General features: G+C 42.8%; 11 protein-coding genes. 4 read left to right on the forward strand and 7 right to left on the reverse strand.

All coding sequences use genetic code 11. From position 1 onward, the window contains the following. The 3 genes from ACNJYY_RS19255 to ACNJYY_RS19265 all read right to left on the reverse strand — a co-directional run bounded on the left by ACNJYY_RS19255 (position 1) and on the right by ACNJYY_RS19265 (position 5,024). The gene (locus ACNJYY_RS19255) at positions 1 to 855 is read right to left on the reverse strand and encodes a CheR family methyltransferase (RefSeq protein ID WP_416729720.1); all 855 of its coding nucleotides are present in this window, start codon (positions 853 to 855) and stop codon (positions 1 to 3) included. 13 nt (positions 856 to 868) lie between these two features. Next, on the reverse strand, positions 869 to 3,625 hold the full coding sequence (locus ACNJYY_RS19260; protein ID WP_416729721.1) for a CHASE3 domain-containing protein: 2,757 nt from the start codon (positions 3,623 to 3,625) through the stop codon (positions 869 to 871). Between the two features lie 631 nt (positions 3,626 to 4,256). Continuing rightward, positions 4,257 to 5,024, reverse strand: coding sequence for a LamB/YcsF family protein (locus tag ACNJYY_RS19265; protein WP_416729722.1), 768 nt, complete (start codon positions 5,022 to 5,024; stop codon positions 4,257 to 4,259). A 256-nt stretch (positions 5,025 to 5,280) separates the two neighbouring features. Between ACNJYY_RS19265 and ACNJYY_RS19270 the strand changes: the two genes are divergently transcribed. After that, positions 5,281 to 6,186 carry a C39 family peptidase gene (locus tag ACNJYY_RS19270; RefSeq protein WP_416729723.1) on the forward strand — a complete coding sequence of 302 codons (906 nt, stop codon included), beginning with the start codon at positions 5,281 to 5,283 and terminating at the stop codon, positions 6,184 to 6,186. A 227-nt stretch (positions 6,187 to 6,413) separates the two neighbouring features. Here ACNJYY_RS19270 and ACNJYY_RS19275 read toward each other — a convergent pair whose 3' ends face one another. The 4 genes from ACNJYY_RS19275 to ACNJYY_RS19290 form a co-directional block, all read right to left on the reverse strand. Further along, complete coding sequence (locus ACNJYY_RS19275) at positions 6,414 to 7,571, reverse strand: glycerate kinase (protein ID WP_416729724.1); 1,158 nt, start codon at positions 7,569 to 7,571, stop codon at positions 6,414 to 6,416. Between the two features lie 15 nt (positions 7,572 to 7,586). After that, positions 7,587 to 9,260, reverse strand: coding sequence for an alpha-amylase family glycosyl hydrolase (locus ACNJYY_RS19280; RefSeq protein ID WP_416729725.1), 1,674 nt, complete (start codon positions 9,258 to 9,260; stop codon positions 7,587 to 7,589). Continuing rightward, a complete protein-coding gene (locus tag ACNJYY_RS19285) occupies positions 9,260 to 11,926 on the reverse strand; it encodes a glycoside hydrolase family 38 C-terminal domain-containing protein (RefSeq protein ID WP_416729726.1) in 2,667 nt (888 codons plus the stop codon). The genes ACNJYY_RS19280 and ACNJYY_RS19285 overlap by 1 nt, the downstream gene beginning before the upstream one ends. A 268-nt stretch (positions 11,927 to 12,194) precedes the next feature. Further along, positions 12,195 to 14,156, reverse strand: a complete 1,962-nt coding sequence (locus ACNJYY_RS19290; RefSeq protein ID WP_416729727.1) for a fructose-specific PTS transporter subunit EIIC — start codon at positions 14,154 to 14,156, stop codon at positions 12,195 to 12,197. Between the two features lie 166 nt (positions 14,157 to 14,322). Here ACNJYY_RS19290 and ACNJYY_RS19295 point away from each other — a divergent pair, with 166 nt between their 5' ends. The 3 genes from ACNJYY_RS19295 (at position 14,323) to ACNJYY_RS19305 (ending at position 16,547) form a co-directional block, all read left to right on the forward strand. Continuing rightward, complete coding sequence (locus ACNJYY_RS19295; protein ID WP_197221698.1) at positions 14,323 to 15,069, forward strand: MurR/RpiR family transcriptional regulator; 747 nt, start codon at positions 14,323 to 14,325, stop codon at positions 15,067 to 15,069. 398 nt (positions 15,070 to 15,467) lie between these two features. Continuing rightward, the gene (pssA, locus tag ACNJYY_RS19300; RefSeq protein ID WP_416729728.1) at positions 15,468 to 16,193 is read left to right on the forward strand and encodes a CDP-diacylglycerol--serine O-phosphatidyltransferase; all 726 of its coding nucleotides are present in this window, start codon (positions 15,468 to 15,470) and stop codon (positions 16,191 to 16,193) included. A gap of 78 nt (positions 16,194 to 16,271) precedes the next feature. Next, positions 16,272 to 16,547 (forward strand): hypothetical protein, encoded by a 276-nt coding sequence (locus ACNJYY_RS19305; RefSeq protein WP_416729729.1) that lies wholly within the window; start codon positions 16,272 to 16,274, stop codon positions 16,545 to 16,547. Positions 16,548 to 16,613 lie beyond the last annotated feature (66 nt).

The following is a 16,613-nucleotide window of genomic DNA, read 5'->3' on the forward strand; positions in this document are numbered from 1 at the left end:
TTATTTTTTTTGATAGATTTTTACTTGTTCAGCAAAATCTGTATACTTTTCCGCACAGTCAGCGAATTGAATAGATTCTTTGTCACCTAGACCGAGGAAACCATTCGGGCTGAGGCTATCATAGAACAACTCATGCACTTGATTTTGTAGAGCAGCGGTAAAGTAGATCAGGACATTTCGGCAAAGAATCACGTGAAATTCATTGAACGAATGATCTGTCACAAGGTTATGCTGCAAAAAACTGATCTGTTTTAATAACGAAGGCTTCAAATACGCAAAGTGGCCGTCTGTCGTATAGTACTCAGAAAAAGCTTGAGTTCCTCCAGCCGCCATATAGTTCTTCGTGTATGTCCTCATCTTGCTCAGCGGCAGAATACCTGATCGCGCCTTGTTCAGAACGGGTTCGTTCATATCAGTCGCATAAAATTTCGTCTTATGACTTAACCCTTCTTCTTCCATCAAGATCGCCATCGAATACACTTCTTCACCCGTAGCACATCCAGCATGCCAGATGCGAATCTCAGGTAGTTCTCTCAGCTCAGGAATCACCTTTTGGCGAAAAGCACGAAAGAACTCAGGGTTTCGAAACATCTCCGTTACATTGATCGAAAAGTCGTTGAGCAGCGTCGTCATAAACGCAGGTTCGTGCAGAACTTTTTCCAGCACGCCTGTAATCGTCGAGATCTGTTCAAGCTGCATGCGATTGTGCACACGTCTATGGATGGAGGACCGCATATACTGGCGAAAATCAAATCCAGATATGCGGTACAACCCTTCTAATAACAGCTCCATCTCAAGCGTTTCTGTTATGCTATTTTCCTGGTTGTCGTCGTTGTTCCATAAGAAATCCTTCATGGGTGGTTGATCCTCACTTTGTCATCCAAACGTGCATCACAGAAAAGAGCTGCTCGAGCTTCAGCGGTTTGCTGATATAATCAGAAGCCCCTGCTTCTAGGCACTTTTCACGGTCGTTCTTCATCGCTTTTGCCGTTAGCGCAATGATCGGCAAGTCCTTGTGCTCACCTGTTCCGCGTATGCGCTGCATCGTTTCATAGCCGTCCATCTCAGGCATCATAATATCCATCAAGATCAAATCAATCTTTTTGTTCGCATCAAGAACGTCCAGACATTCCATCCCGTTATTGGCGATCAGAATGTTCATTCCTTTTTGTTCTAGAGCTGTTTTTAGCGCGAAAATATTTCGATTATCATCATCCGTGATCAATACCGTTTTACCGTAGAACACGTTCTCTTCATCAACTGTGATCGATGGTTGTTCAGCTACAGGCTCCGCCGGTACGATTCTAGCGGTGATCGGTGCTTCTGCCACAGCTACCGAGCTGCTGGACTGCTCAAGTGCAGTTGCCACTTCGGCTGATGCGCCAAGGAACGTTTGAACAGAAACACTTTCATCCGAGATACTTGGAATCAGAAGTTTAAACGTACTTCCTTTTCCTTCTTCACTTTGAAGCTGCAATCTTCCACCTAAAAGCTTTGCAAACTCACTGCTGATGGATAACCCAAGGCCTGTTCCGCCAAACTTACGGATCGTTGCTCCATCACCTTGCTGGAAAGCTTGGAAAATGAGTTCGTGTTTCTCTTTCGGTATGCCGATTCCCGTATCCTTTATCGCCACTTCTAACCAATAATCAACACCGTTGTAGATGACATCGGTTTGTACTTTTTTCACACTAACAGACACGGATCCTTTTTCTGTAAACTTAAACGCGTTAGACAGCAGGTTTTTAATGATCTGCTGGAATCGTTTCTCGTCTGTTTGTAGAAGTGTTGGAACATCTGGTGCCATATTAATCGTAAAGTTAAGGTTCTTTTGATCTGCGATATGAGTGAAGTTTCTCTCCAAGTTACTTGGGAACTCACTGAGGTTCACTTCACTTAGCATGATCTCCAGTTTTCCTGCTTCTACTTTGGATAAGTCTAAAATATCGTTGATCAGGTTCAGCAAATCTTGTCCAGAAGAATGAATCACTCGCGCGAACTCTAACTCTTCATCCGAAAGGGACTGGTTGCCATTTTCAGCAAGCATCTCAGATAGAATCAAGATGCTGTTAAGAGGCGTTCTTAGTTCATGAGACATGTTCGCCAAAAACTCTGATTTGTATTTTGAGCCAGTTTCAAGCTGTCTCGCTTTCTCTTCAAGCTCTTTTTTCGCGATCTCAAGTGCTTTTGATTTCTCCTCGGCGTCTTGTGAACGTGATTCAAGCTGTTCGTTGATCATCTGCAGCTCTTCCGACTGCATCTGTAATTCTTCCGATTGTGTTTGCAGCTCTTCCGATTGCGCCTGCAGTTCTTCTGTCATCGCTTGTGATTCAGATAACAGTCTTGAGATCTCCATACGATCGATCACTCGGTTGATCGTGAGTCCGAATGTTTCAAGTACTTTTTCAATGAAGACGATATGCTGATTGCTGTATGAATTCAAGCTCGCAAGCTCGATCACAGCCACAATTTCGTCTTCATGCACAATAGGCGCGATCAAGATGCTGTTCGGTTTTGTTTCTCCAAGTCCAGAAGAGATGAGCGTGTACTCTCCTTCGATCCTGTCGATCACTTGAACTCGTTTTTCCAGTGCGCATTGCCCGATAAGACCTTGTCCCAGCTTAAAGCTAGCTCGTCCAACATCTGCAGCTGTATCTGCGAACGCTCCTTTTTTTACAAACCGAATGTTCTCGTCCTTGCCTTCTTTAATATAGAAAGCACCGTACGACGACTCCGTAATCTGTGCGGTCGCAGAAAGGAAGATCTCCGCTAACGTTTCAAGCGATGAGACGCCTTGGTTCTTACTCACAACATCCGTTACACTTCGCTGCAGCCAGTCACGTTCCTCAAAAGAATTCAACAGTTCGTTCGTCGCTTCTCCTAAATCACGAATCTCATCGTTCGATTTTACATGGATGCGACTGCTTAAGTTCCCGCCTGTCGTCATAGCGCGAATCGTCTCAACTACCGCTTTAATCGTCTTAATGATTGAACCGGAAATAAACCAAGCAAGCGTAATGGATGTGATAATAACGAAAGCAAGCAAACTAAAAAGTCCGATCTCTAAGTATCGATTCTGGTCGTTCAGATTATCTGCACGTTGTTCTGTAAGTGCTTTTTCTTTCGTACGGAAAGACTCGAATTGCTGAAGCACTTGTTCTGTCTTTTCTTTCCCTGGATCTAGTCTAAAGAATTCAGTGATACCCGCAGTATCGTTCTGCTGCTTCATTTTAATAGGCGGATCTCCGGCAACTTCGATCCATTCTTTAATGTTTTCGTTAATAGTTGCAGCGTTTTTTTGCTGATTAGGATTATCAGAGAGAAGTTCGTTCAGTGTATTGAAGTCCTTCGTCCATTTAGAACGAGCTTCATCATAATTCTGAAGATAACTCTCATCTCCTGTGATCAGATAACCCCTTTTGTTTGTCTCCATTGTTAACAAATCTTTTTCGATCTGACTCGTAAGGTCCCTGACCGCAATGTCATGCTGGATGATAAAGTTTCTCTCACTCTTCATCTTATCCAGCTGATTGGTTACCGCAAGAATAGCAGCAATTAAACAGATAATGATCACAATATAGCCAGTAATAATCTTCTGGCGAATCCCGAATCTAAAATTATTCATCCCCTATATTCCTGCCTTTTTACAAAAAATGTTTTTATGCCTAATTATACTGTTATTTGTCGGATAAAGGTAGTAATGAAGACCGTGGAATGTGCTGGAAAAAGAAAAAACTAGATCTTTTTTACTGAGATCTAGTTTTATGATAAGGTTGCTTTGATTTTAGTAACTAACTCTTTACTTTTTTGGCATCTTTTTGCCACATGAATGGATAGAGAAGTGCTAGGAGGAATGAACTTGCTACAAATAGGATAAGCAGCAAGATAAACATCCACGGTGGCACCTAGTGCTGAGAGTGTGAATGGTGTGAATGATAGGATAAAAAGGATGAGGAATAGAATCCAGTTTATAGATGTGATGATTCCTTTCTATAGTAGAAGTTTTCCGGATATTATCATGACATATAATGACATAAAGAGGGGGTTTTACGGTACGTGTTTTTATATTTGTTACACGTTCACCGTTAAAGTAGGTGTTTTCACCGGTAAAATGGCAGTTTTCACCGATGATGGTCCCCTTTTCACCGCTAAACATCCCGCCTCCACCTGAAATCAGCTCCTCACCACCTGAACCAGACTCCTGACACATAAAAAAAGCCAAAAGGTGCAGCCCTTTGAGCCTATTTCAGTCAGATTTAAATACTTTCTCCGATTTTACGAGCAGAAATTCCAGAATCCTCTAACGTTTGTCTGATTTTCTTCGCAAAACTTAACGCATGCGCACCATCACCGTGGATACAAACCGTATCTGCTTTAATATCGACGTCAACATCTTGCTGCGTCATCACTTTTCCCTCTTTTGCCATACGAATCACTTGTGCGACAGCCACATCATCATCCGTAATCACCGCGTGTGGCATTTTGCGTGAAGTAAGCGTGCAATCTTGCTGATACGTACGATCGGCGAAAACTTCAGATGCTGTGCGCAAACCAATCTTTTCACCTGCTTGAACGAGCTCACTGCCTGCAAGTCCAAATAAAATAAGCTCAGGGTTCACTTTATAAACTGCTTCGGCGATCGCTTCAGATAGTTCACGATTCACCGCTGCCATGTTATAAAGCGCGCCATGCGGCTTAACATGTTGAATGGTACCACCTTCAGCCTTCACGAATCCCCACAATGAGCCGATCTGATAAACAACCATCTCATACGCCTCTTGAGGAGAGATGTCGATGTTTCGACGGCCGAATCCAGCTAGATCAGGCAATCCCGGATGAACACCGATGCCAACTTCATGGTCTAGCGCGAGTTTCACCGTTTTTCTCATCGTTGCAGGATCTCCCGCATGAAAACCGCATGCGATGTTTGCTGAGGTTATGTATTTTAAAATCTCTTCGTCTGTTCCAAGTTTGTAAGCGCCAAAACTCTCGCCCATGTCGCAGTTAATATCAATAATACTCATGAAAAGACCTCCCTCTTTTTAAACAGTTGTTTAATTTACACCAACTGTACGATAAGTTTAATCATTTTGTAAAACGATTTATGTATTTATCGTTTACCGAAAGTTTTATATGCACAATATGGTCCATGCCATATCTCCTGCTGTTTTTCTAAGTAATGGTTATTATGTTAATAAAATAAAGATGATTGCCCATTGCTGAAAATTCTGTCATTTAATAAAGTTTAGGAGTGCCAAAATTATATGATGGAGGGGAAAAATGAAGAGGATAATTAAAAGTTTACTAATCGTTTGCTTACTGCTTACTATTTCTACATATTTTTCAGGAATAAACGTTTCTGCTGCAACTAAAGTTAGTAAAACTCTTTATGTAAATGTGGACGTTGCCAATATTCGTTCAGGTGCGAGTACAGACTATAAGGTAGTCACTCAGCTTAAGAACGGGGCAAAGGTAGTCGCATTTGAACAGTTTACGAATTCTAGAAACGAGCTCTGGTATCGCATCACTTTACCTGATAATCGAACAGGTTGGATCGCGAGTTGGCTTGTTAAAACAACTGCTCCTAGTAAAGTATTATTGAATGCACCTCTCGTTTCTCAACTGCCAGAGCTTCCAAGAGGTTGTGAAGTTACGAGTTTAGCTATGCTGTTAAATTATGCTGGTGTAAAAGCAGACAAGATGACGCTTGCAAAGCAAGTTAAAAAAGATCCAACACCTTATCGCAAAGTAGACGGAAAAGTGTATTTTGGTAATCCAAACGTAGGCTTTGTCGGCGATATGTATGACAAGAGCAAACCTGGTTATGGCGTATACCAAAAACCGATCGACACGTTGACTAGACAGTATCTAGGTAATCGCGTTGTAAACTTAACAGGAAAACCTTTTACAAGTGTTACAAACCAATTAGACAAGAAGAAACCTGTTTGGATAATCGCCAACACGTGGTTTACAAAACTTCCTTCTTCTCAGTTTCAGACTTTTTATACGGAGCAAGGACCCGTCAAAATCACGTATAGAGAACACTCTGTACTCGTTACAGGGTACGACAGTCAATATATTTATTTCAACGATCCTTTGACGAACGAGAAAAACCGAAAGATCAATCGCACAAACTTTGTTGCAGCTTGGGAACAGATGGGAAAACAAGCAATCAGTTACAATTAGACATTAAAAATTATAGAGAGGCATGGAGATTCCATGCCTCTACTTTTTTGTTAAACTAGTTTTTTACGGTACGTGTTCTTTTTATTATTACACGTTCGCACAATAAAGCTCTCGTTCCGCTCAAAAATTTGCATGTTTCACTCCAACCAATGTACGTTTCACTCCATATAATCTTTGTTTCGTATAGAAGGACCCATTAAACTAAATCTACAAAAAGTATTTCCTACTCAGTCAGCCTTTTGTTTTGAAAGATTCTTTTTCAGCAAACGCGCTATATTTTCCGCTGTTTTTTCCACATTTTGAGCTCCATGCAGCAATGCTTCCTCTAACGTCACCACACCGTTCATTACGCTAAAAACAGCATCAATTCCGTGATCGTACACCGCTTCATAATCAGGACCGATACTGCCTGCAATCGCAACAACGGGTATGCCGTCCACAACAGCCTTCGCTCGTTTCGCTACACCTACTGGCGCTTTTCCATGAATCGTTTGAGAGTCGATACGGCCTTCTCCAACAATCACGAGATCCGCATCCTGAACTGCATCTTCAAAATGGATTACATCAAGCACAAGATCAATTCCGCTCTGCAGCTTTCCATCTAAAAACGCCACGACTCCTGCACCAAGGCCTCCAGCAGCACCTGCACCTGGCAACTCATCTACTGCAACACCAAGATTCCGTTCCACCACTTCAGAATATCGTTTTAAGCTTTCATCTAAACTACCTACCATCTCAGGCGTCGCACCTTTTTGCGGTCCAAAAACTGCTGATGCCCCGTGCGGTCCCGTTAACGGATTTGTTACATCACACGCCACATCTACTTTTACCGACTGCAGCCTAGCATCCAGCCCAGACACATCAATCGTCAAAAGTTCACGAAGCGCTTCACCACCAGCAGGCAATTCCTCACCGTTCACATTCAAAAACTTCACACCAAGTGCAGACGCCATGCCGGCACCGCCATCGTTTGTTGCAGATCCGCCAAGACCGAGCACGATCCGCTCCACTCCTCGATCAAGAGCATCTAGAATCAGTTCACCTGTTCCGCGTGTTGTTGTCACACGAGGATTCCGCTTCTCTCTCGGAACAAGATGCAGACCGGAAGCGGCAGCCATCTCGATCACTGCCGTCTTCCCATCACCTGTAACGCCATAAAAGGCATCTACTTTTTTACCGAGCGGACCTGTTGCCACCACTTCGACCATCTCGCCGCCTGTCGCATCAACAACCGATGTAACCGTTCCTTCTCCACCGTCGCCAACAGGCACGTGCACATAATCTGCGTTAGGATACGTCTTTTTGAAACCAGCTTCCACTGCTCTACAGACCTCAGCCGCTGTCATACTTTCTTTAAATGAATCAGGAGCGATGACAATCTTCATACGTGTCCACCTACTTTATTTTTTAATCCACATAAACTGATACGGAACGAGTTCAACGGTTCCTTCAACAGAATTGCCGCTCCACAAGTCCTCGCCACCAAAAGGAAGCTCCACATCGATCAGTTTGTTCGATGCATTCATCACGAACAACACCGTTTCACCTGTTTCTTCATTTCTGCGAACAAGTGAGAATACCTGCTTCCCAAGCTCTAGAATCGACTGTGAAGCAAATGGTGAGAACGCCGTTTCCTGCTGACGCGTACGAATCAAACGCTTCAATCCTGTAAACACTTTTTGACGACGAGTAGATGTTTCCAATTCTGAAACGAGTTCATCGTATTGGAACTTTTGACGATTGATTCGACGGTTGATTCCTGACGACTCTAACCCTTCATAATCGTTCCGAGACCCTAATAGTGAGTGATAATAGACGGCAGGGACACCCATTACGGAGAACAATACCGAATGTGCCGCAAGCATTTTTTGCACTTGCATATCTTCACTCGTATCTTCGTCTTTGTTGATGAGCGCGTCCATGTAATTGATGTTCAGCTCATAAGGAGATTCCGTTCCATCTGGGTTACTTTTATACGAAACACGACCGCCGTTACTCAACACTTTCTTAGCCAATGATGAACGTTCTTCTTCTGTTAAGATTCCTTCTGTTGGCCGCATGCCGATACCGTCATGACTCGCTAAAAAGTTAAAGTACGTAGCCGAATCAGACACCTTTTCAATCGACTTCGCCCAACCAGTCAGTTTACTCGCATCATGAGTCGTTAACGTGTGCAATACGAGCGGCGGCAGTGAAAATTGGTACACCATATGCGCTTCATTGTTTCCGTCACCAAAATAGCTGATATTTTCTTTATGCGGAACATTCGTCTCTGTGATCAAGAGCGTGTTTAATTGTAATTCTTCTAAAATCTCACGCCACAATTGGATGATGGCATGTGTTTGAGGAAGGTGAATACATGTTGTACCCGATTCTTTCCACATGAAACCGATCGCGTCTAGACGAATACTTGTCCCACCGCGGTTTGCATAATCTAGTAGTATATCCGTCATCTCAAGCAACGCAGGAAAATGCTTAAAGTTCACATCCACCTGATCTTCAGAGAATGTGGTCCACGCAGTCTTACCACCTTCGTACTCGTGAAATAGCGGAGAGGTGCGAGGACGCACGACGTTTGAAGCATCAAAACCATCTTCTTTCGGGGTAAAATAGTTTACATATTCTGCTTCACCCTTCAGGTAGCCTTGAAACCACTTGCTCGACTTCGACATATGGTTCGCCACAAAATCAAACATTAGGCGATAATCACTGGAGAAACGTTCAATATCCGACCAGTTCCCTAGTTCAGGGTGGATCTCACGATAATCAACGACTGAAAAACCATCATCAGACGTATACGGAAACATCGGTAATAAATGTACATCCGTAATCTCATCTGCCGCGTATTCGTTAATAAACTTATTTAACGTTTTTAACGTTGGTTCTCCTTCTTCTTTGATGATGTCGCCATACGTGATCAGATACACATTTTTTTCAGAAAGCGGAGCTGTCTCGCTCCACTTCTTCTCTTTCCAACTCTCTACAAGCTTTACGATCTCTTCTTTATAATCAGACGAAAAATCTTCGCCATAGATTGTTTTTAACAGATTCTCAGCTTTCTCAGAAAAACTCATTACACATTCTCCTTCATACGAAGCTTTAATGTGACGTATCCTTTTGCTCGAACCGTCACTTCGTCTTTCACGTCGATCACACTTTTTTCGTTCAGTTTCGTTTGTAGAACAGATTGGATGTGTTCGCTTCTTAATACGACTGTCTGTGCTACCTCACTCGGGTTAAACAAACGTAAGATGACCGATTCATCGTCATGCGCTTGTTTCATCGTGCTTAGGAACAAGTCACCTTCTGACTCAAACAAGCTGAATTTCGCTGGCAAAATATCTACTGGATAAGGAATCTCAAAACGATCGAGTCTTTCTTCAAACGTGTTCAACGCTTGCTTTTGATAACTCACACTGTGTCCGCGATATTTATCTACCGTGTTAAACAACTGTTTAACGTCATGTCCTTTAGTTACCATAATCGCGTACTCAAACGACATTTTCGTTTGCATTTGAGCATCAGGTGTAAGGACGACTTTGTTGTTAATACCTGACGCACGGCCCGGTCTCCAAGCTAAGTTGTCACGACCAAGTAAACCAACGCTTCGGAACAATGTTAAAGCGAGTTGCCCCGTTTCTTTGATCAACTCATATTCTTTGATGCCTTTCGTGATAACAGCAGAAGTTAATTCTCCGTTCGTTACACCTGCTAGATTTTCTAGCGGATAGATCGGCACTGGTGCTTCAGCGAACTTCTCTTTTTTCCAGTTTTCCATGTACGGATTAACCGTCGGGCGTTGGATCAGACTGAATCCTTGATCGCCGAACGAGTGATCTGGTGCTTCAACAGAAGTTTGCAGCAACACGCGAACGCGGTGATCTTTCACTTCATTTTCAATGTCATGGATAACCCGGATAAAATCTTCACCCTCGCGAAGTTCAAATCGGGTTACAATGGCTAGGTTTCCTGTTGCATCTCCAACTTTTCGTTCTTCCAAGTCTTTCGATACCTGTAACAGATGCACGACTTCCATGAACTCGACCGCATTACTTCCTTCTACATAAACAGATTCGATCTCTCTTGAATAGATCGGCGAGTCTCCAGCAAGTGGAGAAAAGTCATACGAATCGCCCGCATCCGCAACATTTTCAAACTTCATGAAATCTGAAATAGTCTTGTTCAATGTCTTCACCGTTAAATGCAGTCTGCCATCTTCCTCATAAATGCGGAAATTCTCATTTCCGATCGCTCGGTTGTCTTCAACTTTCGGAGCTACATGTTCGATCTGTTCATCTTCCACCACTTCAAATGTTTCATAGCCCATGGACGAAAGTTTCACATCGCGTAAAAGTACTTCGTTTCTGTAATAACCTGGTGCTTCTACTTCTTTTTCACCATCCGCGGTCACGACGATCGTCTTTCCACCTGAGATATATTCCTGATTCAATACGTCGAACAGAACAGGCTTCCCGTCTAGATCACGAACACCGAACCCTTTTTCTTTCGTAAAAAGAACCACTTTTTGCGAACCTTCGAACGTTTTAGGAAGCAGATGGAACATCACAAAGATTGAGTCTTTCCCAAGCTGACGACTCACAGCTTCTGTTATTTGTTTTTTTAACAGATTCAAACAGCCATCAGCAATTCGGATAACCTTTGTAAGACGATTCACGATCTCTTGATTCGTATCATCAGAGTTACATCCACCGATGCTATCATGCGCGTGAACGTCGAATAGCATCTTCCACATCTCATCCAGCCATCTTTGCGGATATTTAAAGCCCAGCGTACTCGCAAGACTTGCTAAAGGTTCCAGTTCATAAATGACCTTTTCTTCAGCCATATCATTAAGTTTCTTGATGTCATAACGTTGTGAGCGGATCGTATTATGAATACGAGATTTTTGAGTCGCGATCAGTTCACCCTCTATCACGTTCTTAAAATCTCCTTCTTCCCACGTATCCTTCATGAACGTTTCATAGTCAGAGAGCACATATTCATGTTTCTCATCTTTTTCGTTCAGTTTTTTTACCGTTTCAGGAAAATGTTCTCGAACGAGTACTTGGTCACCACCGGCGGGCAACAACAAGTTATCCGTGTTCGCGTTCAGATCAGCTATTTTTTCTAAAATAGGAAGCAATCGTTCTTCCATGTACTGAGGATCATCTGATAAAAATTTTCCTGGACCGTAACCGAAGTAGATATTGTTCGCCTTCACGCTCTCGCCGTCTGGTGATTGCCACGTGAAGTTCAGATCACCGTTCAACTGATTGGTATAGATCCCGCGCTGCAACACGCTATAATCGATATCAAATTCTTTGAACATAGACGGAAGATAAGTGTTCTGACCGAAAATATCAGGCAGGTAACCAACGTTCAGGGAGTGACCCATCTTTTCAGCGATCCGCGTTCCGTACATTAAGTTGCGGATCAATGACTCTCGGTTTACAAGTAGTGAATCTGCTTGTGTGTACCAAGGCCCTACAAAGATACGTTTATCCGCGATCAAACGGCTCAATCGTTCTTTTTCTTCTGGACGAATCTTTAGATACTCATCAATGATCGAGCTCTGCGCATCAAATACATAGCCTGTATACTCAGGATCTTTCTCCATCATATCCATCAATCGGTCCATGTTTTCTACGAGTAGTAGGTTGGAATCTTCTATTGTAAAGTACCACTCGCGATCCCAATGCGAATGCGGTACGACGTATACCTTTTTTTGTTTCTGTTTCATGCTGTTTCCCTCCCGTGTTTCTCACGTTTAATAGAAAGAGGGGTCATCTTTTTAACAAGATGCGCCCCTTTTCATTTTTGTATTTTCAATGTCGCTCTCCGAAAGTAGTTGATTTCCACTCCAGGATGCTCGCTTTCCGGGGGGCGTGCGGTGAGCCTCCTAGCGCTCTGCGCTGTTAGGAGTCTCACCTGTCCCGCTGATCCCCCAGGAGTCTCGCACCTTACGCTCCAATCAACCTTGTCAAAGAGGCACGTACTTTAAAATCTTTTTACGCTTGTCTCTCTTTTTTCTTTAAAATCGCAAAGCGGATAAAGATGTTGGCGAATGCGATGAATGCTGCACCGACAACGAGTCCGAGCAAGTAAGCCCACAGGTTCTCAACGAGCGGCCAGCCCCAAACTGCCGGAAGCGGAAGCCATTGAACAGCTCCAAGCAAGACTGCCGTACTTGCACCAAGGATCGCTCCGATAATGTTGATCGGAATCGTGATCAACGGGTTACGAAGCATGAACGGAATCGCACCTTCAGAGATTGCAAGGAATCCTAATAATAATGAAGTATTACCTGCTACACGAAGATCTGCCGGGAATACACGGCGACCGACGATATATTTATCGATTACAACAGCAACTCCAAGTCCGATCGGTGGAATAACGATTGCCAGAACACGAGCTGTTAACGGATATACTTCATCTGCTGCAAGTCCGATCGCGATCGCACCAGCTGCTTTGTTGATCGGTCCACCTAAGTCAAAAGCAGTGGCAGAAGCGATGATCGATGCAAGAACAACGTCACCCGTTCCTTGTGCAGACTCTATCCAGTTGCGTAATACAACGTTCAGACCTCCAAACACAGGATCTACAATGTAAAAGTTTAAGAAAAAGATCGATAGTACAGAGATCGCTGGGATGAGAAACATCGGCTTCATCGCAGCAAAATTTTTGTTCAATTGAATTTTTCGGTTCAAGAAGCGTGCGATATAACCGGCTGCAAGACCAAGGATCAGTGCTCCTAAGAATCCAGACGGAATGCCATCCGGGTTGTTCCAGAACGTATAATGAAGTCCGCCGGCAAAAGCTCCTCCAATAAATCCAGCTACAAGCCCTACACGGTCTGCCAGTGAATAGGCGACGAACGCTGCAAAGATCGGATACATGAACTTGAATATGAGTGCTCCAAATTTATCGAGATGGTGCAAAATAACGAATAGCTCATTTGAATGTGTAGCATATTTCGGATCTGCGAGTTCATTCACAAGACCGAACGGCATCGCGCCAAGTTTTGCGATTCCCATCATCAATCCACCTGCAACAATAACCGGGATCATGTAAGAGATCCCTGTCATTACGGCCTGTACCATATCTTTAAAGAATCCGCCTCCGCCACTTGATTGTGTAGTAGAAGATTCTTCTTCCTCTGCCTCAACAACACCATCAGGGTTATTCAGCGCTTTTTGAATCATCTCTTTCCCTTTTCGTAACGGTTCAGCTACACGCGTCTGCACATACGATTTACCTGCAAAACGGTCTTTTTGCTTTGGTGCAATATCCGTTGCAAAGATGACAGCATCCGCGTTTTTTATAACCTCTGCTGATAACTCATCTTCAATACCGCTCGCACCTTGCTTTTCAACGAGTACAGAAACACCTAACTCACGTCCTGCTTTTTCCAGAGCTTCAGCCGCCATATACGTATGCGCGATACCTGTTGCACATGCTGTAACCGCAACGACGGTTTTGGTGAATTCTTTTTCAGGGGCAGCTTCTTTCTTCTCATCAACATCCAGTCTGTTTAAAAACTCATCAGTTGTACCTGCTGCCATCAAACCTTCCAAGTAACCGTCGCGCATCAAGTTCGTGCTTAGTGTAGACAATACTTTTAAATGCGTCGTTCCCGCTTCACTCTCAGGAATGGCGATCAAGAATACGAGCTGAACTTTGTTGTTCGGATCGATACTTTCCCAATCTGCGAGTGGTGTTTTGAGACGAGCTACCGCAAAAACGGCTTGTTTTACCGTTGCCGATTTTCCGTGCGGAATCGCTAACCCTTTTTCCAAGCCTGTCGGAGATTGTTCCTCGCGTTTTAATACCGCTTCCAATAATGCTTCTTCTGATTCTATATAATTTTGTTTTTTAATCTTTGAAATTAGCTGTCGGATCACTTGCTCTTTATTTTGAGCATCTACATCGAACAACACTAAATTCGGATGGGTCATGTTTCTTAGTTCCATGACATTCACTCCAATCTTTCCTAGTATGAAAGCACTTCCAACTTTCTATACTCTATTTGTACCACGAAAGTAAGCGTTATCTTTGTACAGAGTCCGTACATTTGTACAGAATGAAAAATGGGCTATACTAATAGAAAGAGTTCGTACGGAAATGAGGAAATGAACGATGGGGAAGTTTCTAGATCAGTTCAGCAGCAAGTTAGCTGAACTTACACCGACCGAAAAGCAAGTCGTATATTACATAGACAATCATATAGATGAAGCAAAAACACATTCGTTGACCGAGATCGCAAAAGTAAACAACGTAAGTACAACAACAATCGTACGTATGTCGCATAAGCTCGGACTTGAAGGATTCTCCGAACTAAAATACATTCTGAAAACGATCGAGAATCAGCATGTGATGTTAGGAGACAATCCGGTTGAGCGCTATAAAGAAGAGTTTGTTTCTGCATTTGAAACGATTCAAAAAACGGAGCTCGAAAAATTGAGTGAGAAGATCGTGAACGCTAAGCGTGTGATAGTAGTTGGTGTAGGTCTGTCGAAAATGATGGCGGAGTATTTTAGTAAGCTGCTCATGCAGACGAACAAGCAGACTCACTACACATACGAGTCACACATGATCGATCTTTTACCAAACATGGTAGAACCGAACGACCTCGTGTTCTTCATCTCGTCAAGCGGTGAAACAAAAACACTTCTGCAAGCAGCCGAGAAGCTTTCCTATAAAGTCGTAGACACAGCCGCCATCACGAATGCATCCGACTCCTCGTTAAGTAAGATGGTGAAGACGAGTTTAAGCATGACGGTCGGACGGGTAAAGTTCGCAGGCTATGATATTACAGCAAGATCAACATTGATGCTGTTGATCGACCTCTTGTTTGAGAGTTATTTGAAGAGAAGTGTGAAGTGATTTTCATGGGGCGGACTTAAATTATCATATTTTATATGAACAAAGTTGTTTTTACGGTACGTGTTCTTATATTTATTACGCGTTCGCTCAAAATGGCTATCGGTTCACACCAACAGGTGAGCTTTTCGCTCCGGATCGCTCACGTTTCACCCCAATCCTCTTCTCTTTTGCTCAATCGTTTACTTGTTTCGCTCAGACCAAGTACATGAACCTTACAAGGTCACTTTCTGTACCTTTTTGAATGATTTTCGTTCATAATCTATCACCCCCTTAAACAACTCCCCTACCCCACACTTACTAAAAAATATGGTAAACTACTCACTTAACCAAAAAAACATAACTTTTTCCAATAAAATCATCTATTATATAAAGAAGAGTATTTTTTAAGGACGTGGACAATGAAAAAGCATATTCCAAACTTATTAACTTTAGGAAATTTATTCTGTGGGTTTCTTTCCATCGGGTACGTTTCAAACGGTGATATTCGAAACGCCGCCATCCTTATTTTTATCGCGATGATGCTGGATGCGGTCGACGGAAGAGCAGCTCGGATCTTAGGAGTTTCAGGAAACCTCGGTAAGGAACTCGATTCACTTGCGGATGTTGTATCCTTTGGGGTAGCACCTGCTTATTTTGTAGCGAATACTTACTTTGCTCATTTAGGAATGTGGGGCTTTTTATTTGCAGGATTATTTCCATTATTCGGCGCATACCGCCTAGCGCGTTTTAACATTACGGCTTCAGAAGAATCGATGAAATATTTTAAAGGAATCCCGATCCCGTTAGCAGGCGGAATCGTTGTTTTCTTAGTCTTTTTTGTAAAATGGATCCCACTTTGGATTTTTGTACTTTTGTTTTACGGACTCGGACTTTTAATGGTGAGCACGGTGAAAATACCAAGCTTCAAGGACATCCCGATGCCGCGATACGGAACAATCATCTCGCTATTTTTGTTCTATATGTTTTACTTGCTTGCGAAGAACCAGTTTGAAAGCGTACCGATCTTCTTTTATGTCGCCCTCGCCACTTATTTCTTATTTATCGGCGTCCGGTTCATTAAGGTAAAAGAAATCAAGATCAGAAGACCACGTAGACCGCGTCGCAACAAAAGAAGACGCTTCTAACAAAATGCACTTATTTCATTCCAGATGCTGAACACTTCAGCATCTGGTTTTATTATTGAACAAAAAGGATGAATGAACATGGATGCTCTCATATTCGGATTGTCATTTTTTATCCCTGGCACTGCTTTTTTCTTTTGGGTTTTATTTAAATATTCAGAGGAAGCACATCAAAAGGAGCTCGAAAAATACGCTTGGTTTCGTGAAGACGAAAGGAAATGGCAGTGGGATTCAGACTTTGCTCTTTTTACAAAAATAGCGGAAAAGTCATTTATTATCACAAAGATTATTATGCTGCTGCTCGCCTTAATTCCTGTTGCTATAGGCGGATTTGGCCTGTGTGCATATTTCTTATAAAACTATCATCTTTTTTCCTCTCCCTTCATATAATGTCACAATAAGCGAAACATGTACTTTGTGAAA

The sequence above is a fragment of the Fictibacillus tiangongensis genome (assembly GCF_048083785.1).
In the GTDB taxonomy this organism is placed as follows: domain Bacteria; phylum Bacillota; class Bacilli; order Bacillales; family Fictibacillaceae; genus Fictibacillus.

Bases quoted from the DNA above. Each gene is read 5' to 3' on its own strand.
- ACNJYY_RS19255 (WP_416729720.1), bottom strand. From the start codon at position 855: ATGAAGGATTTCTTATGGAACAACGACGACAACCAGGAAAATAGCATA.
- ACNJYY_RS19260 (WP_416729721.1), bottom strand. From the start codon at position 3,625: ATGAATAATTTTAGATTCGGGATTCGCCAGAAGATTATTACTGGCTAT.
- ACNJYY_RS19265 (WP_416729722.1), bottom strand. From the start codon at position 5,024: ATGAGTATTATTGATATTAACTGCGACATGGGCGAGAGTTTTGGCGCT.
- ACNJYY_RS19270 (WP_416729723.1), top strand. From the start codon at position 5,281: ATGAAGAGGATAATTAAAAGTTTACTAATCGTTTGCTTACTGCTTACT.
- ACNJYY_RS19275 (WP_416729724.1), bottom strand. From the start codon at position 7,571: ATGAAGATTGTCATCGCTCCTGATTCATTTAAAGAAAGTATGACAGCG.
- ACNJYY_RS19280 (WP_416729725.1), bottom strand. From the start codon at position 9,260: ATGAGTTTTTCTGAGAAAGCTGAGAATCTGTTAAAAACAATCTATGGC.
- ACNJYY_RS19285 (WP_416729726.1), bottom strand. From the start codon at position 11,926: ATGAAACAGAAACAAAAAAAGGTATACGTCGTACCGCATTCGCATTGG.
- ACNJYY_RS19290 (WP_416729727.1), bottom strand. From the start codon at position 14,156: ATGGAACTAAGAAACATGACCCATCCGAATTTAGTGTTGTTCGATGTA.
- ACNJYY_RS19295 (WP_197221698.1), top strand. From the start codon at position 14,323: ATGGGGAAGTTTCTAGATCAGTTCAGCAGCAAGTTAGCTGAACTTACA.
- pssA (WP_416729728.1), top strand. From the start codon at position 15,468: ATGAAAAAGCATATTCCAAACTTATTAACTTTAGGAAATTTATTCTGT.
- ACNJYY_RS19305 (WP_416729729.1), top strand. From the start codon at position 16,272: ATGGATGCTCTCATATTCGGATTGTCATTTTTTATCCCTGGCACTGCT.